27 protein-coding genes are annotated in these 24,809 nt (G+C 72.7%); 16 read left to right on the forward strand and 11 right to left on the reverse strand.

Annotation, left to right across the window (positions count from 1 at the left end):
- Window positions 1-15: 15 nt before the first annotated feature.
- The 6 genes from ABT008_RS03505 (at window position 16) to ABT008_RS30440 (ending at window position 5,805) form a co-directional block, all read left to right on the forward strand.
- Window positions 16-1,644 carry a Ycf46 family AAA ATPase gene (locus ABT008_RS03505; protein WP_350693310.1) on the forward strand — a complete coding sequence of 543 codons (1,629 nt, stop codon included), beginning with the start codon at window positions 16-18 and terminating at the stop codon, window positions 1,642-1,644.
- Between the two features lie 28 nt (window positions 1,645-1,672).
- Window positions 1,673-2,128: a hypothetical protein gene (locus tag ABT008_RS03510; protein ID WP_350693312.1), complete on the forward strand. Its 456-nt coding sequence runs from the start codon at window positions 1,673-1,675 to the stop codon at window positions 2,126-2,128.
- Window positions 2,125-2,340: a DUF2997 domain-containing protein gene (locus tag ABT008_RS03515; RefSeq protein ID WP_350693314.1), complete on the forward strand. Its 216-nt coding sequence runs from the start codon at window positions 2,125-2,127 to the stop codon at window positions 2,338-2,340. Before ABT008_RS03510 ends, ABT008_RS03515 begins: the two co-directional genes overlap by 4 nt.
- A complete protein-coding gene (locus tag ABT008_RS03520; RefSeq protein ID WP_350693316.1) occupies window positions 2,324-3,373 on the forward strand; it encodes a ComEA family DNA-binding protein in 1,050 nt (349 codons plus the stop codon). Before ABT008_RS03515 ends, ABT008_RS03520 begins: the two co-directional genes overlap by 17 nt.
- The gene (locus ABT008_RS03525; protein ID WP_350693317.1) at window positions 3,366-4,052 is read left to right on the forward strand and encodes a 4Fe-4S single cluster domain-containing protein; all 687 of its coding nucleotides are present in this window, start codon (window positions 3,366-3,368) and stop codon (window positions 4,050-4,052) included. The genes ABT008_RS03520 and ABT008_RS03525 overlap by 8 nt, the downstream gene beginning before the upstream one ends.
- 124 nt (window positions 4,053-4,176) lie before the next feature.
- A complete protein-coding gene (locus ABT008_RS30440) occupies window positions 4,177-5,805 on the forward strand; it encodes a M28 family metallopeptidase (RefSeq protein WP_502890335.1) in 1,629 nt (542 codons plus the stop codon).
- 45 nt (window positions 5,806-5,850) lie between these two features.
- On the opposite strand, the gene ABT008_RS03540 is transcribed toward ABT008_RS30440, so the two are convergent.
- The 3 genes from ABT008_RS03540 to ABT008_RS03550 are packed head-to-tail and all read right to left on the reverse strand — an operon-like array spanning window position 5,851 to window position 8,263.
- The gene (locus tag ABT008_RS03540; RefSeq protein WP_350693318.1) at window positions 5,851-6,552 is read right to left on the reverse strand and encodes a YqeB family protein; all 702 of its coding nucleotides are present in this window, start codon (window positions 6,550-6,552) and stop codon (window positions 5,851-5,853) included.
- Window positions 6,549-7,337, reverse strand: a complete 789-nt coding sequence (locus tag ABT008_RS03545) for an ABC transporter permease (protein ID WP_350693319.1) — start codon at window positions 7,335-7,337, stop codon at window positions 6,549-6,551. The genes ABT008_RS03540 and ABT008_RS03545 overlap by 4 nt, the downstream gene beginning before the upstream one ends.
- Window positions 7,334-8,263, reverse strand: a complete 930-nt coding sequence (locus ABT008_RS03550; protein ID WP_350693321.1) for an ABC transporter ATP-binding protein — start codon at window positions 8,261-8,263, stop codon at window positions 7,334-7,336. The genes ABT008_RS03545 and ABT008_RS03550 overlap by 4 nt, the downstream gene beginning before the upstream one ends.
- Before the next feature lie 133 nt (window positions 8,264-8,396).
- Here ABT008_RS03550 and ABT008_RS03555 point away from each other — a divergent pair, with 133 nt between their 5' ends.
- Both ABT008_RS03555 and ABT008_RS03560 read left to right on the forward strand, forming a co-directional pair.
- Entirely contained in the window at window positions 8,397-9,635 is a 1,239-nt protein-coding gene (locus tag ABT008_RS03555) for a sensor histidine kinase (protein WP_350693323.1), read from the forward strand.
- Window positions 9,611-10,327, forward strand: coding sequence for a response regulator (locus ABT008_RS03560; RefSeq protein WP_502890351.1), 717 nt, complete (start codon window positions 9,611-9,613; stop codon window positions 10,325-10,327). Before ABT008_RS03555 ends, ABT008_RS03560 begins: the two co-directional genes overlap by 25 nt.
- Window positions 10,328-11,074: 747 nt before the next feature.
- On the opposite strand, the gene ABT008_RS03565 is transcribed toward ABT008_RS03560, so the two are convergent.
- A complete protein-coding gene (locus ABT008_RS03565; RefSeq protein ID WP_350693324.1) occupies window positions 11,075-11,863 on the reverse strand; it encodes a D-Ala-D-Ala carboxypeptidase family metallohydrolase in 789 nt (262 codons plus the stop codon).
- Between the two features lie 305 nt (window positions 11,864-12,168).
- Here ABT008_RS03565 and ABT008_RS03570 point away from each other — a divergent pair, with 305 nt between their 5' ends.
- Together ABT008_RS03570 and ABT008_RS03575 are read left to right on the forward strand one after the other, a co-directional pair.
- Window positions 12,169-12,798: a DUF6642 family protein gene (locus tag ABT008_RS03570; RefSeq protein ID WP_350693326.1), complete on the forward strand. Its 630-nt coding sequence runs from the start codon at window positions 12,169-12,171 to the stop codon at window positions 12,796-12,798.
- A 19-nt stretch (window positions 12,799-12,817) separates the two neighbouring features.
- Window positions 12,818-13,282: a PPOX class F420-dependent oxidoreductase gene (locus ABT008_RS03575; protein WP_350693327.1), complete on the forward strand. Its 465-nt coding sequence runs from the start codon at window positions 12,818-12,820 to the stop codon at window positions 13,280-13,282.
- A gap of 51 nt (window positions 13,283-13,333) precedes the next feature.
- Here the strand turns inward: ABT008_RS03575 and ABT008_RS03580 are convergent, their stop codons facing one another.
- The 3 genes from ABT008_RS03580 to ABT008_RS03590 form a co-directional block, all read right to left on the reverse strand.
- The gene (locus tag ABT008_RS03580) at window positions 13,334-14,695 is read right to left on the reverse strand and encodes a M28 family peptidase (protein ID WP_350693329.1); all 1,362 of its coding nucleotides are present in this window, start codon (window positions 14,693-14,695) and stop codon (window positions 13,334-13,336) included.
- 180 nt (window positions 14,696-14,875) lie between these two features.
- Window positions 14,876-15,517 (reverse strand): NAD(P)-dependent oxidoreductase, encoded by a 642-nt coding sequence (locus ABT008_RS03585; RefSeq protein ID WP_350693330.1) that lies wholly within the window; start codon window positions 15,515-15,517, stop codon window positions 14,876-14,878.
- Window positions 15,518-15,618: 101 nt separating this feature from the next.
- Window positions 15,619-16,851, reverse strand: a complete 1,233-nt coding sequence (locus tag ABT008_RS03590) for a serine hydrolase domain-containing protein (RefSeq protein WP_350693331.1) — start codon at window positions 16,849-16,851, stop codon at window positions 15,619-15,621.
- A gap of 74 nt (window positions 16,852-16,925) precedes the next feature.
- Here ABT008_RS03590 and ABT008_RS03595 point away from each other — a divergent pair, with 74 nt between their 5' ends.
- The 5 genes from ABT008_RS03595 to ABT008_RS03615 all read left to right on the forward strand — a co-directional run bounded on the left by ABT008_RS03595 (window position 16,926) and on the right by ABT008_RS03615 (window position 20,167).
- A complete protein-coding gene (locus ABT008_RS03595) occupies window positions 16,926-17,522 on the forward strand; it encodes a pentapeptide repeat-containing protein (RefSeq protein ID WP_350693333.1) in 597 nt (198 codons plus the stop codon).
- 134 nt (window positions 17,523-17,656) lie between these two features.
- Entirely contained in the window at window positions 17,657-18,625 is a 969-nt protein-coding gene (locus ABT008_RS03600) for a hypothetical protein (RefSeq protein WP_350693335.1), read from the forward strand.
- 62 nt (window positions 18,626-18,687) lie between these two features.
- The gene (locus tag ABT008_RS03605; protein WP_350693336.1) at window positions 18,688-19,125 is read left to right on the forward strand and encodes a nitroreductase family deazaflavin-dependent oxidoreductase; all 438 of its coding nucleotides are present in this window, start codon (window positions 18,688-18,690) and stop codon (window positions 19,123-19,125) included.
- Between the two features lie 104 nt (window positions 19,126-19,229).
- A complete protein-coding gene (locus tag ABT008_RS03610) occupies window positions 19,230-19,559 on the forward strand; it encodes a hypothetical protein (protein WP_350693337.1) in 330 nt (109 codons plus the stop codon).
- 326 nt (window positions 19,560-19,885) lie between these two features.
- Window positions 19,886-20,167, forward strand: a complete 282-nt coding sequence (locus ABT008_RS03615; protein ID WP_350693338.1) for an adhesin — start codon at window positions 19,886-19,888, stop codon at window positions 20,165-20,167.
- Between the two features lie 3 nt (window positions 20,168-20,170).
- Here ABT008_RS03615 and ABT008_RS03620 read toward each other — a convergent pair whose 3' ends face one another.
- The 4 genes from ABT008_RS03620 to ABT008_RS03635 form a co-directional block, all read right to left on the reverse strand.
- The gene (locus ABT008_RS03620) at window positions 20,171-21,244 is read right to left on the reverse strand and encodes a beta family protein (RefSeq protein ID WP_350693339.1); all 1,074 of its coding nucleotides are present in this window, start codon (window positions 21,242-21,244) and stop codon (window positions 20,171-20,173) included.
- 238 nt (window positions 21,245-21,482) lie between these two features.
- Window positions 21,483-22,037 (reverse strand): PepSY domain-containing protein, encoded by a 555-nt coding sequence (locus ABT008_RS03625; protein ID WP_350693341.1) that lies wholly within the window; start codon window positions 22,035-22,037, stop codon window positions 21,483-21,485.
- An 81-nt stretch (window positions 22,038-22,118) separates the two neighbouring features.
- Window positions 22,119-23,405, reverse strand: a complete 1,287-nt coding sequence (locus tag ABT008_RS03630; RefSeq protein ID WP_350693343.1) for a sensor histidine kinase — start codon at window positions 23,403-23,405, stop codon at window positions 22,119-22,121.
- On the reverse strand, window positions 23,402-24,097 hold the full coding sequence (locus tag ABT008_RS03635; protein WP_350693344.1) for a response regulator transcription factor: 696 nt from the start codon (window positions 24,095-24,097) through the stop codon (window positions 23,402-23,404). The genes ABT008_RS03630 and ABT008_RS03635 overlap by 4 nt, the downstream gene beginning before the upstream one ends.
- A gap of 103 nt (window positions 24,098-24,200) precedes the next feature.
- On the opposite strand from ABT008_RS03635, the gene ABT008_RS03640 reads away from it, so the two are divergent.
- A complete protein-coding gene (locus ABT008_RS03640) occupies window positions 24,201-24,701 on the forward strand; it encodes a septum formation initiator (protein ID WP_350693346.1) in 501 nt (166 codons plus the stop codon).
- Window positions 24,702-24,809: the final 108 nt, after the last annotated feature.

Raw genomic sequence — 24,809 nt, forward strand, 5'->3', positions numbered from 1 at the left:
GCTGGGGAGGCGAGGATGGCACTGTCGTTCCGGGATGCGTTGTCGCAGATGCTCAAGGCGCGGTTCCCGATCCTGTACATCGAGTCCGCCGAGGAACAGCGCGCCGTCGCCGAGGTCGCGGCCGTGGCCCACGACGCCGCGCTGGTGCGTACCCCGCGTGCGGTGTGGACCTGGTCGCTGACCACCGGTCTGGTGCAGCCGGACGGCGTCTGGCGGACCGGCACCACCGAGCCGGCCGACGCCCTGGACGCCGTACTGCGGATCGACCAGCCGAGTGTGGTGATTTTCAAGGATCTGCACACCTCGCACGGCGACGGCGAGCGGCCCGGTAACGCCGGGGTGGTCCGCCGGCTGCGGGACGTGGCGGCGGCGTTCAAGTCCGGCGCGGTGCCGCGCACCCTGATCCTGGTCTCGCCGGTGCTGCGCATCCCGGTCGAGTTGGAGAAGGACGTCACGATCGTCGATTTCCCGCTGCCCAGCGAGACGGAGATCCGGCAGGTGCTGGAGGCGATCATCCACGCCAACTCCGCCGACGGCCGGATCCAGATAGCCCTGGACGAGTTGGGGCGCGAGCGGTTCGCCAAGGCCGCGCTCGGGCTGACCCTGCACGAGGCGGAGAACGCCTTCGCCCGGGCGATGGTCAACGACGGTGTGCTGGACGGTCGGGACCTCGACGTGGTGCACGAGGAGAAGCGACAGACCGTACGCAAGTCCGGGCTGCTGGAGTTCGTCGAGGCGGACGTGAACCTCGCCGACGTCGGCGGGCTGGAGAACCTCAAGCGATGGCTGGCCAAGCGGGACGGCTCCTGGCTGGCCGAGGCGGCGGCGTACGGGCTGCCCGCGCCCCGGGGCGTCCTGATCACCGGCGTGCCCGGCTGCGGCAAGTCGTTGACCGCGAAGGCGATCGCGGCGGCCTGGGAACTGCCGCTGCTGCGGCTGGACGTGGGCCGGGTCTTCGCCGGGCTGGTCGGCAGCAGCGAGCAGAACATGCGCACCGCCATCCGCACCGCCGAGGCGACCGCACCCTGCGTGCTCTGGGTGGACGAGATCGAGAAGGGCTTCGCCGGAGGAGGCGGCGACTCCGGCACCTCCACCCGGGTCTTCGGTTCCTTCCTCACCTGGATGCAGGAGAAGAATCGACCCGTCTTCGTCATCGCCACCGCCAACGACATCGAGAAACTGCCGCCGGAGCTGCTCCGCAAGGGACGCTTCGACGAGATCTTCTTCGTCGACCTGCCGACCCGGGCCGAACGGGCCGCCATCTGGCGGGTCCACCTCGCCCGGCGGCTGCGTAACCCGGCCGTGGCCGGTGGGCTCGCCCTCGACGAGACGCTGCTCGCCGAGCTCGCCGACCTCAGCGAGGGCTACTCCGGCGCCGAGATCGAGCAGGCCGTCATCGCCGGGCTCTTCGACGCGTTCGGCGAACGCCGCCCGCTGCTCCGCGACGACCTGGCCCAGGCGGTGGTCGGCATGGTCCCGCTCAGCGTCACCCAGGCCGAACGGATCGACGCCATCCGCACCTGGGCCGACGCCCGCGCGGTGGCCGCCACCGCCGCCGAGGACTGGGACAGCGGGGCGTCCGTCGACCGGAGTGCCCGGCACGCCGCGCCGACCCAGCGCGGTGGACGGGCGGTCGAGTTCTGATGGTCGGGCCGAACGGAAGGAGCCTGCGGTGAGTATCTCGTTGGTGCTGCTACCCCTCGCCGTCGCCGCGGTGGCCGCCGCCCACGGCGTCACCTCCCGTTCCGAACAGGAGGGCCGGATCGTCTGCGAGGTGCAGACCCGGATGCGGGACGAGAACCTGCTCGCCGCCGCGCTGCGGGACACCGCCGCCGTGGTCGCCGTCGCGCCGGACTCGATCACCGCGGACTGGGCCGGCGTCCGGGCGAGCTTCCAGCGGGACGAGGCCGGCATCTGGTCGGCGCACTTCACCGGCGACATCGACGAGCCGAGGGCCGTGGAGGTGGTCCGCGCGGTCGACGTCGCGTACGGCCGGCAGGTCCAGCGGGCGGTGCTGGAACGGCTGCGGCAGCAGGCACCGGCTGCCGGGCTGCGGCTGGAGTCAGAGCAGGTCACCGAGGACGACGCGGTCCGCCTGGTCTTCGCCGTGCAGGGAGCCCGCTCGTGACCGCCGAACAGCCACGACTCGTGGTCACCGTGAGCAGCGAGGGTGTGGTCAGCGCCGAGACCAGGGGCATTTTGGGCGACCGCTGCCTGGACTACGTGGCGGTGCTGGAGGACCTGTTGGCCGCCCGTACCGTCAGCAGCGCATACACCGCCGACCACGCACGCACCCAGGACGTCGAACGACAGGAGGATCGAGATGTCGAGCGCGCCTGACCCGGGCTGGACGCATCAGGGCGTCCCGGCGGCGCGAGCGGCGAACCCGGCCGCGAGCTGGAAGTGGCGGCTGCTGCACAGTTGGTGGCTGGTCCTGCCGGTGGTCGGCCTGAGCTGCCTCGGCGGCTTCGGGTTCCTCTTCGTGGGGCTGCGGGCGCGGCGGGCGGCGTGGTGGATCCCGGGCATCGTCTACACCCTGCTCGGCTGGACATCGTTCATCCTGGTCGGCGAACTGGGTGAGACGGCCACCGACTGGGCGGTTGGCGGCGTCCTGGCGATCTGGGTGACCAGCATCGTGCACGCCCTTGTGATCAACCCGTCCTGGCTGCGCTGGCGGGCCGGCTTCCGCCCCTGGTACGCCGAGCAGCAAGGTGCGTACCCGCCCGGCGCGCTGGCACCCCCGCCCGGGGCTCCCGCCCAGACCTCGTACCCGCCGCAGGGCGGCTGGAGCGCACCGCCCGGCCAGGTGTTCCCGCCCACTGCGGCATACCAGCCGGTCTCGCCGCCGTACGCGCCGTCCACGGCCGCACAGCCGCCGGTGTCACCGGCGTACCCGCCGGTCTCGCCGGCTTCTGGTGCGCACCCGCCGCTGGATCTCCCGCCGCCCCTGCCGGACTATCCGCCACCCCTTCCGGATTACCCGCCGCCCCTGCCGGGCCACCCGTCGGCGCTGTCCGAGTACCCGCCGCCCCTGCCGGGCCACCCGTCGCCGCTGTCCGAGTACCCGCCGCCGTTGCCGGGGCAGCAGTCGGGCGCGATGACCGTCGACCACGGCGGCGGGCCCGGATCGCTCGACGTCAACACCGCCCGGTGGGAGGAGTTCGCGGCGCTGCCCGGCTTCGACCCGGGACGGGCGCGGCAGGTCGTCGACGCGCGGGACCGTCGGGGTGGTTTCGGTGGTCTCGCCGAGTTCACCGCCGCCGCGAATCTGGCCCCGCACGAGTACGCCCGGCTGCGCGACCGCCTCACCTGCACGCCGCCCGGCGGCCATCGGCCGGGGCACCCGCCGTCCGGACGCGTCCTGGATGTCTGAGCGCGGTCCGGCCCCGCGACGCGCGGCGGCGACCGTCGCGCTGGCCCGGTTCCTGGCCACCACCCGCGCCGAAGGTCCGGGGCTGCGCACCGCCGTCTGGGTCCAGGGGTGTGCCGTCCGCTGCGTCGGCTGCTTCAACCCGCACCTGTGGAGCTTCCGGGGCGGCGACGAGGTGGCCCCGGCGGACCTGGTGCGGCGTGTGCTCGACGCACCGACCGAGGGGCTGACCCTGCTCGGCGGGGAGCCCTTCGACCAGGCGGCCCCGCTCGCCGAGGTGGCCGCCGGGGTACGCGCCGCGGGCCGCTCGGTGATGACCTTCAGCGGCTACACGTACGCGCGACTGCGGGCGGCGGTGGACGCCGGCCGGGACGACGTCGCCGCCCTGCTGGCCGCGACCGACCTGCTGGTCGCCGGGCCCTTCGAGGCCGACCGGATCGACCGGCAGCGGCCCTGGGTGGGCTCCACCAACCAGGAGTTCGTGCTGCTCAGCGACCGCTTTCCCGGCCTGCTCGACGAGGTGTCGGGCAGCCCGGACCGGGTCGAGATCACTGTGGACACCACCGGGCGGATCGCGGTGAACGGGTGGGCCGAGGCGGACGCCCTCGACGAGTTGCTGGCCTCGGTGAGCCGGCCACAGCCGGCGCGGCACGGCGTGATCGGCTGGCCCGACCGGGCCTGACGGCGGCCTGAGGTGGCCGAACAGTCCCGTTGCCCTCGTCATCGATGTGTATCAGGATGGCCGCAACATCCGGCGCACGGGGGTCGGGGAGTCGGATACCCGAAGAGGAAGGACGTGGCACATCGTGGTGCCTTTCTCCGGCAGGAGGGTGATCGCCGCCATCGCGGCGGGCACCCTGGTGGGCACGGTGGCACTGGTAGGACCGGTGTCGGCGAGCCCGAACAACAACTCGGTGAAGAAGCTGACCAAGGCGGTGACGGTCAAGGGCGTCCTCACGCACCTCGACCGGTTCCAGGCCATCGCCGACGCCAACGACGGCACCCGCGCCTCCGGTACGCCGGGCTACGACGCGAGCGCCGACTATGTGGCGAAGCTGCTCAAGAAGGCTGGCTACCAGGTCACCCGCCAGCAGTTCGACTTCGCTTTCTATGAGGAGTTCGGCTCCTCGTTCGCACAGGTGGCACCGAACGCGACCGACTACGCCGAGGGCGTCGACTACGAGCTGATGGACTACTCCGGTGACGGGGTGGGGCAGGGGCAGGTCGTCCCGGTGGACCTCAGCCTGACGCCGCCGCGCGCCTCCACGTCCGGCTGCGAGGCCAGTGACTTCACCGCCGTCGACGTGGTTGGCAAGATCGCCCTGATGCAGCGCGGCACCTGCGGCTTCGGCGACAAGGTGGCCAACGCCGAGGCCGCCGGCGCGGTCGGCGCGATCGTGATGAACCAGGGCAACGGTACGCCGGAGGCCAACCCGGACCGCTACGACCTGTTCGCCGGCACCCTCGGTGCACCGGTCGGCATCCCGGCCGTCTCCGTCTCGTACGACACCGGGGCGCAGTTCGCGGCGACGGCGGGTCTGGTCCTGCGCATCGAGGCCGACACCACCTCGGAGGTCCGCAGCACCGAGAACGTCTTCGCGCAGACCCGGCACGGCCGCACCGACAACGTCGTCATGGCCGGCGCGCACCTCGACTCGGACCCGGCCGGGCCGGGCTACAACGACAACGGCACCGGCAGCGCCGCGCTGCTGGAGGTGGCCCTCCAGATGGCGAAGGTCAAACCGGCCAACGCGGTGCGGTTCGCCTGGTGGGGCGCGGAGGAGGCGGGCCTGGTCGGCTCGCAGTACTACGTGGACAGCCTGACCGAGCAGCAGGTCGGCGACATCGCTCTCTACCTCAACTTCGACATGATCGGCTCGCCGAACTACGTGTTCGGGGTCTACGACGGTGACGACTCGGCGCAGCAGGGCGCCGGACCGGGACCGGAGGGGTCGGCGCAGATCGAGCAGGTGTTCGAGAGGTTCTTCGCCTCCCGCAAGCTGCCGACCGTGCCGTCGGACTTCACCGGCCGCTCGGACTACGGGGCGTTCATCGCCGTCGACATCCCGGCCGGTGGCCTGTTCACCGGCGCGGAGGGCATCAAGACGGCCGAGGAGGCCGCCCTCTTCGGCGGGCTGGCGGGCGAGGCGTACGACCCCTGCTACCACCAGGCGTGTGACAGCCTGACGCCGGTCGCCGACGGTGCCGACCCGGCGTTGTACCGGGCCCTGAACAAGAAGTACAAGCTCCGGGGCAACGTCAACGTGCACGCGCTGGACGTCAACTCCGACGCGATCGCCGCCTCGGTGATCACGTTCGCGTACGACACCTCGGCCGTGAACGGCGTACCGGGCAAGGCGCCCGGCAAGGGGAAGGGCAAGGGCAAGGGGCACGGCCCCAAGCACGGTCACCCGCACGGGCACTCCTGGCGGTGACGCCGACCGGGCCGGGCTCCCCCGTGGGGCCCGGCCCGCACCGGTTCACTGCGGCGGCGACGCCGACCGGGACAGCCGCCAGTGCTGCCGTTTGCCCTCGTCCCGGACCACCACGCCGTAACGCGCCAACTCGGTCCGCAACTCACCGGCCTCGTCGCCCCGGTCGTCGTCCAGGGCCCTCTGCCGCGCTTTGAGCAGCGCGTCGGCGCCCGGCGGCAACCCGGGCAGCTCGGGTACCCAGAGCCGGTAGGCGGTCCGGTGCGGGTCCTCGTCCGCCCAGGGCCAGCCGTGTTCCCGGAACGCCCCGGCCAGGTCGGCGCCGGGAAGATCGGAGCGCCGCCGAACGAGTTCCTCGTCGTCCGCGCCGAGAAGCACCAGATCCTTGCCGTCCAGGTGGACTGTCCGGACGTCGCGCCGCGCGAACTCCCGCTCCTTGCTGCCGCGCCGTACGCGTACCCGGTCCACCGCCACCTCGACGACGACCCGATCGGCGGCCGCGACGGCACCGAACACCAGCCCGGCCAGCACGCCGACTGCCGCCCCGGCGGCCAGGGCCTGCTGGTCGGGCATGCCGTCGACCAGACGGAACAGCCCCTGCGCGGGGGCCCAGGCCAGGCCGGCGATCCAGCCCGCCCCGGCCGCCAGCCCCGCCCCTGCGGCACCGCCGGCCAACGGGAACCCGACCCAGATCAGCAGCGTCTCCAGTCGACCCCCGCTGACCACGGTCGGCGTGCCGTACGCCGTCACGCCACCTCCCGACGCATCGTCCGCACCAAACCGACGACCAAGGGTACGACCAGCCACACCAACAGCGAGACCGCGAGCCGGGCCCACTGCCCGGCGGTCACCTCCGGGGTGAACAGCGGCCCCATGGTGCGCCCGGTGTCCAACCACTCGGCGCTGCGGTTGAGCGGCCGGATCAGCTCGCCGAGGATCATCCAGACGTTCGGCAGCACCAGGTAGGAGACGATGGCCAGCGGCGTGTGCAGGAACAGCAGGCCGAAGGCGGCGCCCATCAGCACGCTCGACACCAGGAACACGGTGGCGTGCAGGATCAGCGACCCCTCGATCCGCCAGGTCCCGGCGCCGCCGGTGGCGTCCGCGATCAGGTTCGCCACGGCGGCTACGGCGAGGCTGACCAGCACCGATGCCAGAGCGGCCAGCACCACCGCGGCGAGCTTGGCGGTGATCACTCGGGCCCGGCGGGGGACCAGGGCGAAGGTGGTCAACGCGGTCCGCTGAGACCACTCGCTGGTGATCGACAGGATGCCCAGCACCGGCAGCAGCAGCCCGATCGGCAGCAGCGACGGGATGAAGAAGTCGACGAAGGTCTGCTCGGCGTCCTCGGCGTACACCAGTTGGATGGTGGCGATCAGGGCGGCGACCAGCGCGATGGTGATCAACAGCCAACGGCCGGCCCGGGTGTCGACGAGCTTGCGCAGCTCCACCAGGGTCAGCCGGGTCAGCGACGGCGCCTGCTCGGCCGCCGGGGTGACCGGCCGGGTGTCCTCGGGGGCGACGGTGGTGGTCATCGGACGGGCTCCCTGGTCGGCTCGGTGGTGCTGGTCTCGGCGGACTGTGGTGCGCCGGTCGCGGTGAGGGTGAGGAAGAGCTGCTCCAGGCCGCCACTCCCGGCCGGCCGCAACTCGGTCAGGGCGACGCCGGCCGCCAGCGCGGCCTCGCCGACCGCGTCGGTGTCGGCGCGGACCAGTAGCCCGTCGGTGCCCTCGCTGACCGGCAGGCCGGCCCGCTCCAGGGCGCCCCGCAGCGCTGTCCGGTCGCGGGAGCGCACCAGCGTGCCGCCGTCGGCCAGCAACTCCTCCTTGTCGCCCTGCGCCACGATCCGGCCGCCCCCGATCACCACCAGCCGGTCCGCGACGGCCTCGACCTCGCGCAACAGGTGGGAGGAGAGCAGCACGGTGCCGCCCCGGTCGGCGAAGTCGCGCAGCAGGCCGCGCATCCAGAAGATCCCCTCCGGGTCGAGGCCGTTCGCCGGTTCGTCCAGCACCAGCACCCGGGGGTCGCCCAGCAGCGCGTGCGCCAGGCCGAGCCGCTGGCGCATCCCCAGCGAGTACGCGCGTACCCGCCGCCGGGCCGCGACCGCGTTCAGGCCCACCCGGTCGAGCACCTCTCCCACCGCGCGCCGGTCCACGCCCATCGTGGCCGCCGCCACCGCCAGCGCCTCCCGGCCGCTGCGCCCGGCGTGCTGGGCGGAGGCGTCCAGCAGGACGCCCACGACGCGACCCGGGTTGGGCAGTCGGCGGTAGGGGTGTCCGGCGACGGTGGCGGTGCCGGACGTGGGCGGGGTCAGCCCGCAGAGCATCCGCATCGTGGTGGACTTGCCCGCACCGTTGGGCCCGAGGAAGCCGGTGACCGTGCCCGGTTCGCAGCGGAACGACACGTCATCGACGGCGGTGTGCCGCCCGTACCGTTTGGTGAGCTGGTCTACGACAATCATGCCGATCAGGCTGCCGGGGCCACCCGGCTGTCCGCAGCGGCCGCCGGTCGACACCGGCTAGACCAAGGTCGACCCTGAAGGGCCGACTTTGGTAGCTGGTCCCAGCCCTCGACGGTTGCCTACCATGACGACTGTGACCAGCCCTGTCGTCCCCGAGCACCCGTGGCTGCTGCCCGGGGCGCTCGGTGCGGCCGACCGTCGCCCCCGGCGCACCATGCGGGACTGGCTGATCGACAGCACCTGCTTCCTGGTCTCGCTCGGCTGGGTGGTGCTGGCCACGTTCGACGCCCTCACACCGGCTCCGACCTTCGCCGAGCGGCTGCCGTACGGCTGGATGATCGTCGCGGACGCGGTCGTCGGGCTGGCCTGCACGGTGGCGCTCTGGTGGCGCCGTCGATGGCCGCTCGGGCTGGTGCTGGTGACGTTGCCGCTGACCATGGTCTCGGTCACCTCCATCGCCGCGCTGCTGATCATCTACTTCACCGTGGTGGTGCACCGGCGTACCGCGGTGGCGCTGGCGGTCACCGCGGCCGGGCTGGTCTGCAACATGTTCTTCGCCCTGTTCCGCCCCGACCCGCACAGCAGCTACTGGGCCGCGACCATCTGGGGCGTGGTGATCACCCTGCTGGTGATGGCCTGGGCGATGTTCGTGCGGGCGCGTCGGCAACTGGTGATGTCGCTACGCGAACGCGCCGAGCGGGCGGAGGCCGAGCAGCAGCTCCGGGTGGCCCAGGCCCAGCAACTGGAGCGCACCCGGATAGCCCGCGAGATGCACGACGTGCTGGCCCACCGGATCTCCCTGCTCAGCCTGCACGCCGGTGCGCTGGAGTTCCGGCCCGACGCCACCGGAGAGGAGGTCTCCCGGGCCGCCGGGGTGATCCGGGGCAGCGCGCACGCCGCCCTACAGGACCTGCGTGAGGTGATCGGCGTCCTGCGGGCCGACACCTCCCTGACCGCCGAGCCGGAGCGCCCGCAACCCACCCTCGACGACCTGCCCGCGCTGGTCGCCGAGTCCCGGGCCGCCGGGACCCGGGTGGACCTCCGGGACCGGGTCAGCGACCCGGAGCAGCTCCCGGCCGGGCTGGGGCGCAGCGTCTACCGGATCGTGCAGGAGGGGCTGACCAACGCCCGCAAGCACGCCGCCGGCGCGGCCGTCACGGTCGGGCTCAGCGGTGGCCCCGGCGACGGGCTGGCCGTGGAGATCCGCAACCGGTGGCCGGTGGGCGAGGCCGTGCCGGCGATCCCGGGTACCGGCACCGGGCTGGTCGGTGTCGCCGAGCGGGTCACCCTGGCGGGCGGACGGCTGGAACACGGCCGCGACGACAGCGGCGACTTCCGGCTCGCCGCCTGGCTGCCCTGGCCGGCGTCGTGACCGCCCCGGAGCAGGTGCCGCCGGTGGCGGCTCCACGTCCGATCCGGGTCCTCATCGTGGACGACGACGCGCTGGTGCGCGCCGGCCTGTCGATGATCCTCGGCGGTACGCCCGACCTGGAGGTGGTCGGGGAGGCGGCCGACGGCGGCGAGGTGGTCCAGGCGGTCGACACCTGCCGGCCGGACGTGGTGCTGATGGACATCCGGATGCCGAGGGTGGACGGGCTGGCCGCCACCGAGGCACTGCGGGCGCTGCCCCGACCGCCGGAGGTGCTCGTGCTGACCACCTTCGACGCCGACGAGCACGTCCTGCGGGCGCTGCGGGCCGGTGCCGGCGGATTCCTGCTGAAGGACACCCCGCCCGCCGAGATCGTGCAGGCGGTGCGCCGGGTGGCGGCCGGGGAGGCGACCCTGTCACCGACGGTCACCCGGACCCTCATCACGCACGTCACGGTGGGCACCGCCAGCGACCCGCGCCAGGAACGGGCCACCCGGCTGCTCGACGGTCTCACCGAGCGGGAACGCGCGGTGGCGATGGCCATCGGCCAGGGGCGTACCAACGCCGAGATCGCCGCCGAGCTGTTCATGAGCGTCGCCACCGTCAAGGCGTACGTCTCGCGGCTTCTGACCCGGCTCGGTCTCAACAATCGGGTGCAGGTCGCGCTCCTCGTGCACGACGCCGGGCTGGTCTGACGGGATGCCGGCGGCGTCGGCCGCCACTCTCGGTTAACCGGAAGCCGATCTGGTTTGAACTTTCCCGCTCGCCAGGCCGTATCAATGAGCGAGGTGCGGTGCTCAGGCGCATCGCCACCGAACTGCGGGAGGCCTGCCGTGCGAGTTGATGGTCAGTCGACGGATCCCATCGATCAGATTCTGGGCGAGTTGCCGGTCCCGACGCCGTTGACCCCCGAGGATGTCCGCGTAGCGGTACGGGCGGTAGTAGTGCACGCGGCGGAGGAATGGCCCAGCGGGGCCCTCTGCCGCAACGACGGCGCGAGATTCCCCTGCCGGCTGCATCGCTGGGGTCGGAAGGTACTGCTCGACCACGGGCTCAACGAACGACAGCTCGATGCCCTCATCCGGCACGGCAACCCGTTCGTCCACGTACCTTTCCCGTTCCTGGTGAACGGGCCGCAACAGGGCCGTACCCCGGTCGCCCGTCCGGCGGGTGCCGAGCGGTCCGGCGGTCACCCGATGCGTGCGGGCGCGGCCGGATATCCGCCACGCACGAACCCCGCCGGTTACCCGGCGCGGGGCCCGGTGCCGAGGGTGGCCGCTCCGGCCGCTCGGGCCGGTGTCCGGACCCCCGGCCGGCCGGTGGCACCCCCCGCCACCGCGCCGCGCTGGCCGCGGGCGAGCTGAGCGGGCTCGTCCGCCGGTACGACGCCGGCCCGGGGCGTACGGGCATCCCCCCGCCCACGCCCGGGCCGGCGTCGCGACTCAGCGGTAGCCGGGCGCGATCCCGCACTCGGGCGCTGCCCAGTACGTGTTGTTCTCGCTGTCGTCCTGGTTGTTCTCGCGGCGCGAGTCCACGTGCACGTGCGTGTTGTGGCCCGGCACCCCGGGGCCGATGATCCCGCTTAAACCGTGGTTGCGGGCCGCGCGCGCGATCTGGCACAGCGTGCTGGCGTCGGAGACGAGGTCGGCCGCGTTGCCGTAGAGGTGCTGGCTGTCCGCCGCCCCACCCACCTGGGTGTTGCAGGTGCTGCTGCGGAAGCCGCTGGTCACGGTCAGTGCCTTGTCGCCGAGGCTCTTGCGCAGCGCCTCCAGCTTCCACATCGTGCGCAGCGCGTTCTGCCGGGTCTGCGCGGCGGTCAGCGGACCACCGGTCCAGCCACCCCGCCCACAGCCGTCGTCCATCTCGTTCCAAGTGAAGTGCCGCGGGGTGCAGTCGTCGTCCTGGATCTGGTACAGCTTCCGGAATGTCTGCGGCCCGGCGACCCCGTCGGACCGTAGGCCGTACGCGGACTGGAAACGGCGTACCGCGGCGGCGGTCTTCGGGCCGTAGTGGCCGTCGAGTTCCACCACGCTGTTGGTGCCCGCCCACCCGGCGATCCGCAGTTGCAGTTCGCGGACGTCGCTGCCGGAGCTGCCCCGGGACAGGGTGCGGTTCCAGGTGTAGCAGCCGTCGGCGTGGGCCGGCGGCGCGGCGACCGCAGAGGCGATCGCGGCACCCGGCACGGCCAGGGCGAGGGCGAGGACAGCCCGCTTCATCAGATGTGCGCGCACAGAGAGTCCTCCTGCTGGGAGAGCGAATGGGGTGGCATTCCGGGACGTGCACCACCGTCCCGTGAATCCACACTCGCACCTCAACAGCCGGTTGGTGACGATTAACGCGAATTCCTCTCGGGATGATGGTCACTAGCCGGTTGACCCGGAATTAGTCCGATTCTCGGGAACCGGGCATTCACCCCGGCCGTGCCGCAAAGCCGCCGTCGCGGGACGGAAAGTCGCAGGTGACGGTAGGACGGGTGATGTCGCCGGGCCGAGCCGGCCCGGTAACCTCAGCGCCGGGCGACGACGGGGAGGCGGGCGTGGCGCGCGGAGGAATCTTCTGCGTCGAGGGCCAGTGGCACCGGGACCTCAACGAGCGGGGCTCGGTGCTGCCCACCCTCGAACTGCTCGAACGGCTGGGCAGGGTCCGTTTCATCCACAAGGACGCGGCCACCCGCGACGAGCTGTTCTACTTCGTCGACCGCTGGCTGCTCAAGCAGTACGCCGACCACCGGCTGGGCTTCTTCGCGATGCACGGCGAGCCGAACCGGCTGTGTCTGACCGACTGGCAGTCGGTCGAGTTGACAGAGGTGGCGGAGTTGATGGCCGGGCGCTGCGAGGGCCGCCGGCTCTACTTCGGTAGCTGTTCGGTGCTGCGCGCCCCCGAGTCGGTGCTGCGGGAGTTCCTTGAGGTGACCGGCGCGGCGTTGATCTGCGGGTTCACCCGCGAGGTGGACTGGGTCGAGTCGGCGGCGTTCGAGACCGTCCTGCTCGACGTGCTGGCCAACGGCCGGCGGCACAACGCCGCCGAGTTGCGGATGGGCTCGGCGCACTGGGCGCCGCTCGCCTCGTACCTGGGTTTCCGGGTGATCTACGCCAACGGCCGCGCCTGGCGTCCCTCGGCGCGTTCCCGGGTGCCCCGCCAGCCGTCCGCGGGCCGGATCGGCTGACGGCTGGTACAAACGAACGATGCCACGCACGATCGCTCGCAACACCCGGGTCGACCGCGACGACCTGCTCGCCTTCGTCCGCCCCCGGCACCAGGTGGTGCTGATGACCACCCGGCCGGACGGCCGCCCGCAGTCCTCGCCGGTCAGCGCCGGGGTGGACGCCGACGGCCGATTGGTGATCTCCACCTACCCGGAACGCGCCAAGGTCGCCAACATCCGCCGGGACCCCCGGGTGTCGGCGTGCGTGCTCTCCGACGACTGGAACGGACCCTGGGTGCAGCTCGACGGCACCGCCGAGGTCCTCGACCTGCCGGACGCCCTGGAGCCGCTGGTGGAGTACTTCCGCAGCATCTCCGGGGAGCACCCGGACTGGGACGAGTACCGGGAGGCGATGGCGCGGCAGGGCAAGTCGCTGATCCGGGTGACCATCACCTCGTGGGGGCCGATCGCCACCGGCGGCTTCCCGGCCCGACTGGCCGACTGACGACGGGCGGGACCCGGCTCTCGCCGTGCCCCGCCCGCCCCGGTGCTGGTGTCAGTGTCCGGCCGTCGCGTACGTCGCGCAGCCGATCAGCTCCATTGACACCTGCAACCGCTCCAGGCTGATGTTCTTGGCGATGGTGTCCTCCGGGCTGTGGTACGGCGGCTCCAGCAGCGCCGGAGACTCCTCACCCCGCCAGGAGAAGTTCGCGCTGGCGATGCCGACCTCCTGGAACGACTGGTGGTCGCTCGCGCCGCGCTGGGTCACCGGGGAGATCTGCGGCTGGTAGCCGAGTCGCAGCGCCGCGGCGGAGACCTCGTCGGTGGCCCGGTTGGCCTGGCCGGTGAAGGAGAGCAGCCAGTACCGCGTCGCCGGGTCCCAGCTCGTGGCGACCATGTCGTTCTGGTAGACGGCGAGGATCCGGTCCCGCTCCACCTGCGGCAGCTCGCGGACGTAGTAGCGCGAGCCGATCAGGCCCTGCTCCTCCGAGCCCCAGAGGCCGAACCGGACGGTGGCATTGATCGGGATCGCCTTGAGCACCCGGGCAAGTTCCAGGCAGAGCACGGTGCCGGAGCCGTCGTCGTTGGCGCCCGGCGCGCCGATCACCGAGTCGTAGTGCGCGCTCACCATGACCACCGGGCCGTTCGCGCCGGACCGTCCACGCCGCTCGGCCAGCACGTTGTACGAGGTCAGGCCGCGGTGCGCGGTGGTGGCGATGGTCAGCGTGAGCGGTCCTGACGCGAGCAGCGCCCGCAGCCGGTGCTTCTGCGCCTGGGCGACGCCGACCACCGGGATGCCCAGCGGCGCGGCGGCGGAGCCGGGCAGGGTGGGCGAGAACGCCGACGCGCGGCGCGGCTCGACCAGGTCGGCCGGGAGGAAGACCACACCGGCCGCACCGGCGGCCACCGCCCGAGCCGCCAGCGCTTCGCGCTGAGCGGCGACGTAGTCCACCAGCACGATCTTGCCGGCGACGTCGGCGGTGAAGTCGGCCGCCGTACCCGCCCGCACGTCGATGACCGCGGCGGTGACCGAGGTGTCCAACGCGGCGTGGGCACTGGCCCCGACCTGCCAGTTCAGGTCGGTGGGCAGGCCGGCGGGGGAGCTGAGCTGGGCGAGGAACTTGTCGGCCACCGGGAACGGCTGCAGCGTGGTGTCGTAGCGCAGCTTGTCGAACTGGCCCGCCAGGTAGTTCGCGGCCCGCCGCTCGGACTCGGTGCCGCCGATGCGCGGGCCGATGTCCTCGGAGAGCACCTTCAGGTGCTCCAGCGCCCGGCGGGGGGAGAGCTGGGCGATGACCTTGCGGTCCTGGGGGGTGAGCTTGGGCGGGTGGTGCGCGCCCGGCCGCTTGTCGTCGGCGGCCCAGGCCGGCGCCGGGAGCGCCACGGTGGCCGCCCCGCCGAGCGCGACGGTCAGCATGCGCCGACGGTTGAACACAGTGGAGCGGGACGATTCGTGCGAGGGTGTCACGGTGTCGTCGAGGGATGACAAGAGCAAGCCTCCTGATTCGAGGTACGGACCCGGGAGTCAGGGGTGAACATCCCGGGTCACTGCGGCTCGAATCTAACCCGCTAGCTGCTCGTTCTCAAGATCGAGGAATTAGTAGGCAGCAGTGAAGCGCATATTCCGGAAACGGGGGCTTTCGATTTCGTCGACCACCGCGACCGCCAGATCCTCGTAGCTGAGCGCGCTGCGGCCATCGTCGTCGGTCACTGGCTGGTCGATGCCGGTGCGGTAGTGGCCGGTGCGCTCGCCGGGATGGAACTCCAGCGGCGGCGGGGACAGGTAGGTCCAGGTGACCCCGTCGGCAGCGGACCGGTAGACGTCCAGCGCGTCGGCCTGGCCCAGCGCGGCGTCCCGGTACTCGGCGGGGAAGTCCGGCTCGTCGAGCAACCGGCTCCCGGCGGGGCTGAGCAGGGTGGACCCGCCGCCGACGTGGATCACGCGGGGCGCGGCCGGCATCCCGCTCAGCACGTGGAGCAGCGTCCGGGCCGCGTCGGGCCAGAGCGTACGGTCACCGCCGCCGATCGCCACCACCAGCGCGTCGGCGTCCGGCGCCAACTCCCGTACGCTGCGCTCGCTGGTGGCGTCCCCGGTGACCACCCGTACGCCCGACGGCAGGTACGAGACGGCCTCCGGTCGGCGTACCGCGGCCACCACCCGGTGTCCCCGGCCGAACGCCTCGACGACGATGCGGGAACCTGCGGTACCGCCCGCCCCGAACACGACGATGTTGCTCACCAGCCCAGGCTATGGACCGGGCCCGGCGCACGTCGGCGGAACGGCGATCCTTCAGTCCACCAGTGCTGATGATCCTTCAGTCCACCAGTAGCGGCCGTCCTTCAGTCCACCAGTGCGGAGTAGACGAGTTGCCGGAGCTGCGAGCGCAGCGGCCAGGTGCTCGACGGCATGAGCTGGGTGAACAGCAGTGCGGTGAGCTGCTCGGACGGGTCGACCCAGAACGCGGTGCTGGCCACCCCGCCCCAGTAGTACTCGCCGACGCTGCTCGGCAGTCGGCTCGGCACCGGGTCGTCGACCACCGCGAAGCCGAGGCCGAACCCGATGCCGTCCAGCGTCGTCTCGGCGAACCCGCCCGTGGACAGCGTGCCCAGGTCTGCGCCGCCGGGCAGGTGGTTGCGGGTCATCAGGCGCACCGTGCGCGGGCCGAGCAGGCGTACCCCGTCGAGTTCGCCGCCGCGCAGCAGCATCTGGGTGAACCGGTGGTAGTCGCCGGCCGACGAGATCAGGCCACCGCCGCCGGAGAGCAGGGTCGGCTTCGCGTACGCGAGGTCACCGAGCCGGTCGTGGCGGACCGCCCGACCGGTGGCCGGGTCCGGCACGTACAGCGCGGCCAGCCGCGCGGCGTCGGCCCCCGCCACGTGCCAGCGGGTGTCGGTCATGCCCAGCGGATCCAGGATCCGGTCCCGCAGGAACGTGTCCAGGCTCTGCCCGGAGACCACCTCGACCAGCCGACCGAGCACGTCGGTGGCGACCGAGTAACCCCACGCGGTGCCCGGCTGGAACAGCAGCGGCAGCTCACCGAAGACCTGGCAGGCCCCGGCCAGATCCACGTCCGACGGCGGGTACAGGTCGTACCCGGCGGCCCGGTACAGGCCGTCGACCACCGAGGTCTGCATGAAGCCGTACGTCAGCCCGGAGGTGTGGCTGAGCAGGTGCCAGACCCGGATCGGCTCGATCGCCGGCACCGTGTACGGCTTGAGCGTCGAGCCCTTCGAGTAGACCCGCATGTCGGCGAACTCGGGCAGCCAGCGGCCGATCTCGTCGGTCAGCTCGAAGCGGCCCTCCTCCCAGAGCAGCATCGCCGCGACCGAGGTGATCGGCTTGCTCATGGAGTAGATCCGCCAGAGCGTGTCCGCCTCCACCGGCGTACCCGCCTCACGGTCCCGCAGCCCGTACGTCGCGCTGTGCGCGATCTCGCCGTGCCGGGTGACCAGGACCTGGAAACCGGCGAGCCGACCGTCGTCGACGTACCGGCCGAAGTGCGCGTCGATCCGGGCCAGCCGCGTCGGGTCGAGACCGACCTCGGTCGGCTCGATGCTGCGTACCATGCTCATCCGACCGAACCTACCGGCCGGTACGGGGGCCGGGAAGCGGATGGTTGTCGGTGTCACTGGCTAGTCTCCCCCTCATGCCGGAGCCGATCGAGGGCGTCACCTTCCACGACGAGGACTGGTACGCGGAGGAGTTGACCGACCGGCACTTCGTCGGGTGCACCTTCCACCGGGTCGACCTGACCGAGGCCACCAGCCGGGGTGCCGTCTTCGACGGCTGCACCTTCGGTGACGTGCTGTTCAACGTCTCCCGGCACGTCGACTCGGCCTTCACCCGGTGCGTGTTCACCCGCTGCAACCTGTTCGAGGCGGAGTTCACCGGCTGCAAGCTGGTCGGCAGCAGCTTCGACCGGTGCGACCTGCGTCCGCTGACCGTCGACGGCGGCGACTGGTCGTTCGTCACGCTCGCCGGTGCCGACCTGCGCGGCGCGCGCCTCACCGGCGTACGCATGCGGGAGGTCGACCTGTCCGGTGCCGACCTGACCGGCGCGACCGTGAGCGGTGGCGACCTGTCCGACGTGCAGTGGCGTGGCGCCCGGCTGTCCGGTGCGGACCTGCGCGGCAGCGACCTCTCCGGCCTGGATCCGACCGCCGTGCAGCGCTCCGGCGCGATCGTCGACGCGATGCAGGCCGTCACGATGGCGCGAGCCCTCGGCTTCCAGGTCCTCGGCTGAGCCGTCCGGCGGCGAACCGACACGAGGCTTCCTCCTCACTAGCGCGTCGGGGGTCGGTGATGCGAATGTGAGACGGCCCCGCGTCCGGGTCGAGCGTGCCGGCGCGAGTCCGGTCCGGCAGAAGTGGAGAGTCGGTGGCGGAGGAGAAGCCCGCGCGGCCGGTCGATCCGGCGTCACACCGCACCCGGTCGGGCCGCCGCCGGGCGGAATCGGCCCGGTCGTCGACACCGGCACCGGCCACGCCGCCGTCGGCCCAGGGGGCGACCCGGGCCGCCGCCCGCCGACTCGCCCGTGCCCGGCGACGTCGACGTACCACGGTGGAGGCCGTCGCCGCCCTCGCCGGCCTGCTGGCCCTCGTCGGCTACGTCAACTGGTGGTCGGAACCGGCACCGGACGACCAGCCGGACCCGGACGGCCTGCCGGCGGTGGTCGGGCGTCCGGCGCTGCCCAGCGGCAGCGCCACCGCCGACGCCGTGCCGGGCCTGCGCCCTCGGGAACGCAGTCCGAGCCCCTCGCCGAGCGCCACCGTGGTGCCCACCCCCGCCCCGCCGGCCGCGTCACCGACGCTAGTTCTCAGCCGGTCCGACATCCCGGCGACGGTGGACCTGACCGAGGCGGGCCGTCGCGACTGGCTGCACTGGGGCCTCGGCGGCGCCACCAGCCCGGTACGCAAACGCGACGGCTCCGCCGACCTGCGGGACCTGGGTGGCCGGGGCGACCGGGACACCTGGGACGGCAACCAGGAGCTGTTCCGGTGGCGCGACGGCGCGCCGGTGGACTCGGCCGGGGACGTCGCGGACGGGGTCTACACCTGCGGTGCCGGCAACGGCTTCCGGCTCGCCGTCGTGTCCGACGGCCAGCCGCGCACCGCCACCGTCTACCTCGGCGTCTGGATGGCCCGGGGTCGGCTCGACGTACGGGTGGGCGACGACGGGCCCCGCCAGACGCTGCGCCTGGAGGAGCGGCACACCAGCCTCTCCTCGGGTGTGACGGTCCGCTTCCAGGCGCCGCAGGGTACCCGCGTACTGCTCACCTGGACGGTGGAGGAGGCGTTCACGCCGCACTGCGGCAACGTCGGTCTGCAGGCCGTCGCGCTGCGCTGACCTGCCGGCGGCCCGGCTCTGCAGTAGCGTGGTCGGTGACCGATCATGATCGAGGAGGACCGATGACCTCGGGCGAGAAGGTAGTGGACAGCCCCACCGACTGGGTGGCCGAACACATCGACCGGTACGTCGAGACAAACGGTGCCGAGGGGCACGAGTGGCAGCCGGGCGTGTTCACGCTGCTACTGACCACCCGGGGTCGACGCAGCGGCGCACTCCGGAGGACCGCGTTGATCTATGGCCGGCACGGCGACGCGTACGTGGTGGTCGCCTCCCAGGGCGGCGCGCCCCGGCACCCGGCCTGGTATCTGAACCTGCTCGCGGACCCGGAGGCCCAGGTCCAGGTCGCGGCCGAGCGGTTCACCGCCCGGGCCCGCACCGCCACGCCCGAGGAGAAGGCCCGGCTGTGGCCGGACATGGTCGCCATCTGGCCGGCGTACGACGACTACCAGACCAAGACCGACCGGGACATCCCGGTGGTGGTGCTCGAACGCGTCTGACGGCAGCCGTACCCGCCGTCGGGCAGTTTGTCCGTCGGGCCGCCTCCACCGGACCGTACCTTCCTGCTGTCCGGGTTCGACTGTCCTGTGTGGAGGCTTGGCCGATGAGCAGTAGCAGTACCCTCCGTCCGTCCCCGCCCACCGGCGAGCCGGCCGGAACGGCGTTGCGGGAGATCCCGCTGCCGCCGTACGTGACCGCCGAGGATGCCCAGTTCGCCGTCCGTGCCGTCGTGGTGCACGCGCCCCGAAGATGGTCCGGGGGCACGGTCTGCCGCAACGACGCCAGTCCGCACCCGTGCCGGCTGCACCGCTGGGGCACCCGCGTCCTGGCGCTGCGCGGCCTGCGCGACTCCGAGATCGCCGCACTGATCGAACGTGGCGACCCCGCCGCGCCCGTCCCCGCGCCCAAGATGCAAGGAAGGGCCCCCTGCTAACGCCTGGTGTATAGGAAGGGTCCCTTCCTAACATCAGGGAAACCTCGCGGGGTACCCGTTTCCGGGGCTGTCACACCTGGTGAGCCGATCGACTGCCGTCTACTTGACGGATCCCTCGACAGCGGGCACCGTGGGCAGTGGAGGGGCCTTGAGCTGCCCCGATGCGGTGGTGGGCGACCGCTGCCCGGCGAGCCGCGCCGGGCGTGGTCGACCTCGAAGGCCGCCACATCCGTACCCGGTGTGCGGGCCGAGTGCCGGTCCGCCCACGGACTGGCCGGCAGTGTGCCTCCGGCACCGGGAGTCGAGAACCCACGAGGAGTCCCACCATGCTCACGATGACCGACAACGCCGTCCTGGTGATCCGTGACCTCGCCAACCAGCAGGACGTGGCCGAGGGCGGTGGGGTACGCATCGCCGCGGACACCACCGCCGGTTCGCTCACCGTCGAGCTGGTCGCCGCACCGGTCGAGGGTGATCAGGTGGTGGACAACCAGGGTGCCCGGATCTTCCTCGACTCCGATGCCGCCGACCTGCTCGGCGACGCCGCGGTCGACGCGACCGTCGACGACGAGGGCGTGATCCAGTTCGGCTTCACCGAGCAGCAGTAACCCTCAGCCCGCGCGGCGGTTCTCCCCGCCCCGGAGGCGCTGGGGCGGGACGCTGCCCGGGGGTCGGGCCCCACCACCGCTGGTACGCACCAGCGTGGCCAGCACGTGTGCCAGGTGGTGCGAGGTGCTCCAGGCCACCCAGTTGGTCGCCGACCCGGCTCCGGCGACCCGACGTGCCCGGCGCACGATCTCGTGGTCGCCCCAGGAGAAGCCGGCACCCGTCGACGGCCAGTGTGGTGCCGACACCAGTTCGCGGCACAGGTCGGCGACCCGCTCGTCGCCGCGCCGACCCCGACGCGACCACCGGTAGAGCCACCACACGTCCGCGTCGGTGTAGCGGACCGTCGGCAACCGGTCGGTCGGCTCCGCGCCGGGCGCGGCGGAGGCGACACCGTAGTCGCCGAATCCCACCCCGAGGTCGGCCAGCCGCCGCCAGAGCAGCCAGTCCCAGCGGTCCAACCGGACCGGTTCGTCGGTGGGCAGTCGGGCCAGTGCCGGGGGCATCCCACCGGCCACCACGCTGACCGTGCGCCAGGCGTGCCGCCGGGCCCAGTCCCGCGCCCGGCGTACCCGGGACTCGGTCGTGCGGACGTCTGCCGGACAGCACACGTCGCCGCAGTCGAGCACCAGGTCGCACTGCTCGGGGGCCAGTCGCGCATACCGCCAGATCCGTTCCACGGCGGTGGTGGCGGCGTCGGGTCCGGCCCGGTCCAGGCGGATCCGCAGTCGCACCACCGCCCGGCCGCAGTACGCCCGCGCGGTGACGCCGTGCGCCGCGAGCCGCTCTGCGCCGTCGGAAAGACCGATCACCGGCACCAGCGGTACGCCCCACCGCAGCGGCTCGGCGCCGGCCGGACCGGGCAGGGCGCCCACGTCGACGGCCGGGACCAACCCCGGCGGCAGCCGGCTCACGGCTTCCACGACGGATCTGTCGAGTTCGGACACGTGCAGGATCGGGGCGATCAGCGGGGCGAGGGCGTCGTCGAGGTGGCCGAGCGCGTCCAGCTCCCCCCGCCGTGCGGCGAGAACGGGACGGTAGACCGGTTCCGTCGCCCAGCCTGAGTGGGCGGGCACCATAATTCAATGTAGCCAGGTGATTACCCAGCTCACAGGGCATGCAGCCGGAAATTCGGCGGAACGCTGTCAGCTCCGCGACTAACGGCCCGGGAATGCCCGATGCCCTTGTCAGTAGCCGCTGAGCCGGACCGGCTTGCCTATCGGTTGTCGCGGACGCGGGTCGCGACAGCGCGACACCCCGGGCGGCGGGTGCCGCTCCGGGGTGTCCATCGGCCGTCACCGGCCCGCTGTCGACCGGTCAGTCGTCGTCCCGGTCGTCATCGTCGTCATCGTCATCGTCGTCGTCGCGGTCGTCGTCATCGCCGTCGTACCGCTCCTGCTCGGCCTTGAGTACCTGGCCGGTCTCCCGGTCGACGTCGATCTCGTGCTCGACGTCGCCCTTGACGATCTCGACCTCCCAGACCGGGCGCTTGTTCTCCCGGTCGCGGTCGATCTCGGTGATCCGACCGCCGCCCGCGTGCGCCAGGGCGATCTCGCCGGCCCGCTCGCGGCTGATCTTGTCGGTGGCGTCCGGCGAGCCGGTGCCGGCCGGCGGGGTGGCCGTGGTCGGGTCGGTCGGCGGGGCCACGCTGCCGGGGTCGGTCGGCGGGGCGACGGTGCCGGGGTCGGTCGGCGGCGTGACCGTGTCGGGAGCGGCCGGAGTGGTCTCGTCCGGCGCGCCGGTCGCCGCGGTCAGCGTGGTCTGCCGCGCGCGGTCGTTGTCGGCCGCCGTGACGCCCAGGAAGATCCCGGCCGCCGCGAGGACCGCCGCGGCGCCGCCGACCGACGCCAGGATCAGGGGGTTGCGCTTCATTGGTGCCACCTCTCCTCGGTTGATGCACACAGCATCGGTCGGGGCGGGATAGCGGCGCGCTGTCCGAACACTAAGGCCGGGTTAAGGTCGGCCGCTGGAGATCTTCGGGGTGCCCAGGTGGAGCATGACCTCGGCCCCGCCGCCGGGACGTTCGCCCAGTTCCAGCCGGCCACCGCTGGCCTGGGCGGCCCGGCGGGCGATGTCCAGCCCCAGGCCGGTCGACCCGGCCTGGCTGGCCCCGCGACGGACCGACTCGGCGGCGATCCCGGGGCCCTCGTCGGCCACCGTCAGCACCACCTGGTCGCCGTCGGGCGCCAGCCGCACGGCGAAGGCGGTGCCGTCCGGGGTGTGCGCGAAGACGTTGCCGAGCAGCGCGTCCACCGCAGCCGCCAACTCGTCGGCGGGGACGCCGACTGGCAGCGGGCCGGGTGCCAGGTCGAGGTCGACCGCCCGGCCGGTGTCCTCGGCCAGTACCGACCAGAAGGCCACCCGTTCGGTCACCGTGGCCACCGCGTCGGTGACCACCGTGCCGTCGCCGGGGGTACGCCAGCGGGCCTGCCGGATCAGCCCGGTCACCGCCCGTTCCAGCCCGTCCACCGCACCGGCGATCCGGGCGGCGTCCTGCGGATCGGCCAGCGACTCGGCCTCCAGCCGCAGCGCGGTCAGCGGGGTCCGCAACCGGTGGGACAGGTCGGCCACCTGCTCGCGTTCCTGCACCAGCAGTTCCTGGATCCGCCCGGCCAGGTGGTTGAGGGCACCGCCTACCTCGCGCAGTTCCGCCGGCCCGGACGGCTCGACGCGCGCGTCGAGTTCGGCGTTGGCCAGCCGGTGCGACACCGCCGACAGCTCACCGATCGGGCGGACCAGGGTGCGGGCCAGCCGGTCGGCCACGGCCAGACCGATCAGCACCAGCAGCAGTCCGAGCAGGGAGAGCACCAGCCAGGCCCGGTCCACCCCGTGGGTCAGCTCGGCGTCGGACACGAAGGTGCGGATGACCGCGGTGCCGTCCGTACGGCCCTGGACCGCGATCACCACCTCGCGGCCCTCCGGCGTCTGTGCCGTCAGGCTCTGCCCCCGGGCGGCCAGCTCGACGGCGGGCGTACGGGGAGCCGGTGCGCCGAGTTGGTCGCCGTCGGGGAGGAAGACGCTGACCGGTCGGCCGGACTGGACGAGTTGGTCGACGGTCAGCCGGACGGTCTCGGAGTCGGCGGTGCCGACCACCGGGGCGAGACCCTGTACGTCGGCGGTGGCCCGTGCGGTCGCCCGGTCCTCGGCGGAGGTCCGCAGCAGCAGCGCCAGCGGCACCAGGAAGGCGATCACGATGAGCACACTGACGGCGGCGACCAGCAGTGCCAGTCGCGCCCTCACCGCTGCACCTCGGGCGAGACCAGCCGGACCCCCACCCCGCGTACGGTGTGCAGGTAACGCGGCTGCTGGGCGCTCTCGCCGAGTTTGCGGCGCAGCCAGGACAGGTGCACGTCGACGGTCTTGTCCGCCCCGCCGTACGGGATCTGCCACACCTCGGTGAGCAGTTCCCGTTTGGTCACCACCTCGCCGACCCGGGTGGCCAGGTGTCGCAGCAGGTCGAACTCGCGCGGCGTCAGCTCGACCGGCGCGCCGTCCAGGCTGACCTGCCGCGCCCGGGGGTCGATCCGCAGCCCGCCGACGACCACGGTCGGGTCCTCCTCGGCCGGTCCACCCGGCCCGCGTCGCAGTACCGCGCGGACCCGCGCGTCGAGTTGGGCGGCGGTGAACGGCTTGACCACGTAGTCGTCGGCCCCGGCGTCGAGGACCCGGACGATCTCCGTCTCGTCGTCGCGGGCGGTGGCGACGATGACCGGCACCGCGCTGACCGCGCGCAGCATCCGGAGCAGCTCGCGGCCGTCCAGGTCGGGCAGCCCGAGGTCGAGCACGACCAGATCGGGGCGGTCGTCGAGCGCGTCGCGGAGCCCGGCCATCGCGGTCGACGCCGCCGCCACCGCGTGTCCCCGTTCGCGCAGCGCCCGCACCAGCGGGGTGCGGATGGTCAGGTCGTCCTCGATGAGCAGCAGGCGGGCCACAGCAGGCAGGGTATATCCGCCCGGGCGCGACGGCGGCGTCCGTTAACCCTCCCTTAGCCTTCCCCGAAGGTCGCCCCAACCCGCGATCAGGGATAGTCGGGTGATGGGACGTCGCACGCTCCTCGCGATCGCCGGGTGGCTGGCCACCGCGGTGGTCGCCACGCTGATCGGAGTCGCCGCCATCCGGCTGGTGGGGGAGAGCCTCACCAGTACGCCGGGCGGCGTCCGCAGCCAGGAGGAGATCGCCCGCGAGTTGGCCGCGCCGCCCCGGACGACCGGACCGACGACCGGTACGCCGGGCCCGACCGGCTCGCCGGACCCGGCGGCCACGGCTCCGGTGAGCCCGAGCGCCTCCGCGAGTCCCACTCCGGAGGCGTCCCACCGGCGCAGCTTCTCCAACCAGGGCGGCAGCGTGGTGGCCGAGTGCGTGCCGGGCGGGGTGTGGCTGGCGTCCTGGTCGCCGAAGCAGGGCTACTCGGTCGAGGACGTTGACCGGGGCCCGGACGACGACGCCGAGGTGAAGTTCGTCGGCCCGAGCGGCGAGCACGAGCTGTCGGTGCGGTGCCAGGCCGGCGTACCGGTGCTGGACCCGGACGACGACTGACGACACACCCTACTTTCGGGGCTCCATCGCAGGTCAGAGGCATGATCGAGATGGCAACTGTCCATGATCGGACAGCCTGTCGTGTGGCTACCGACGGGGAACGCGACA

Source organism: Micromonospora sp. NPDC002389 (genome assembly GCF_040296095.1).
In the GTDB taxonomy this organism is placed as follows: domain Bacteria; phylum Actinomycetota; class Actinomycetes; order Mycobacteriales; family Micromonosporaceae; genus Micromonospora.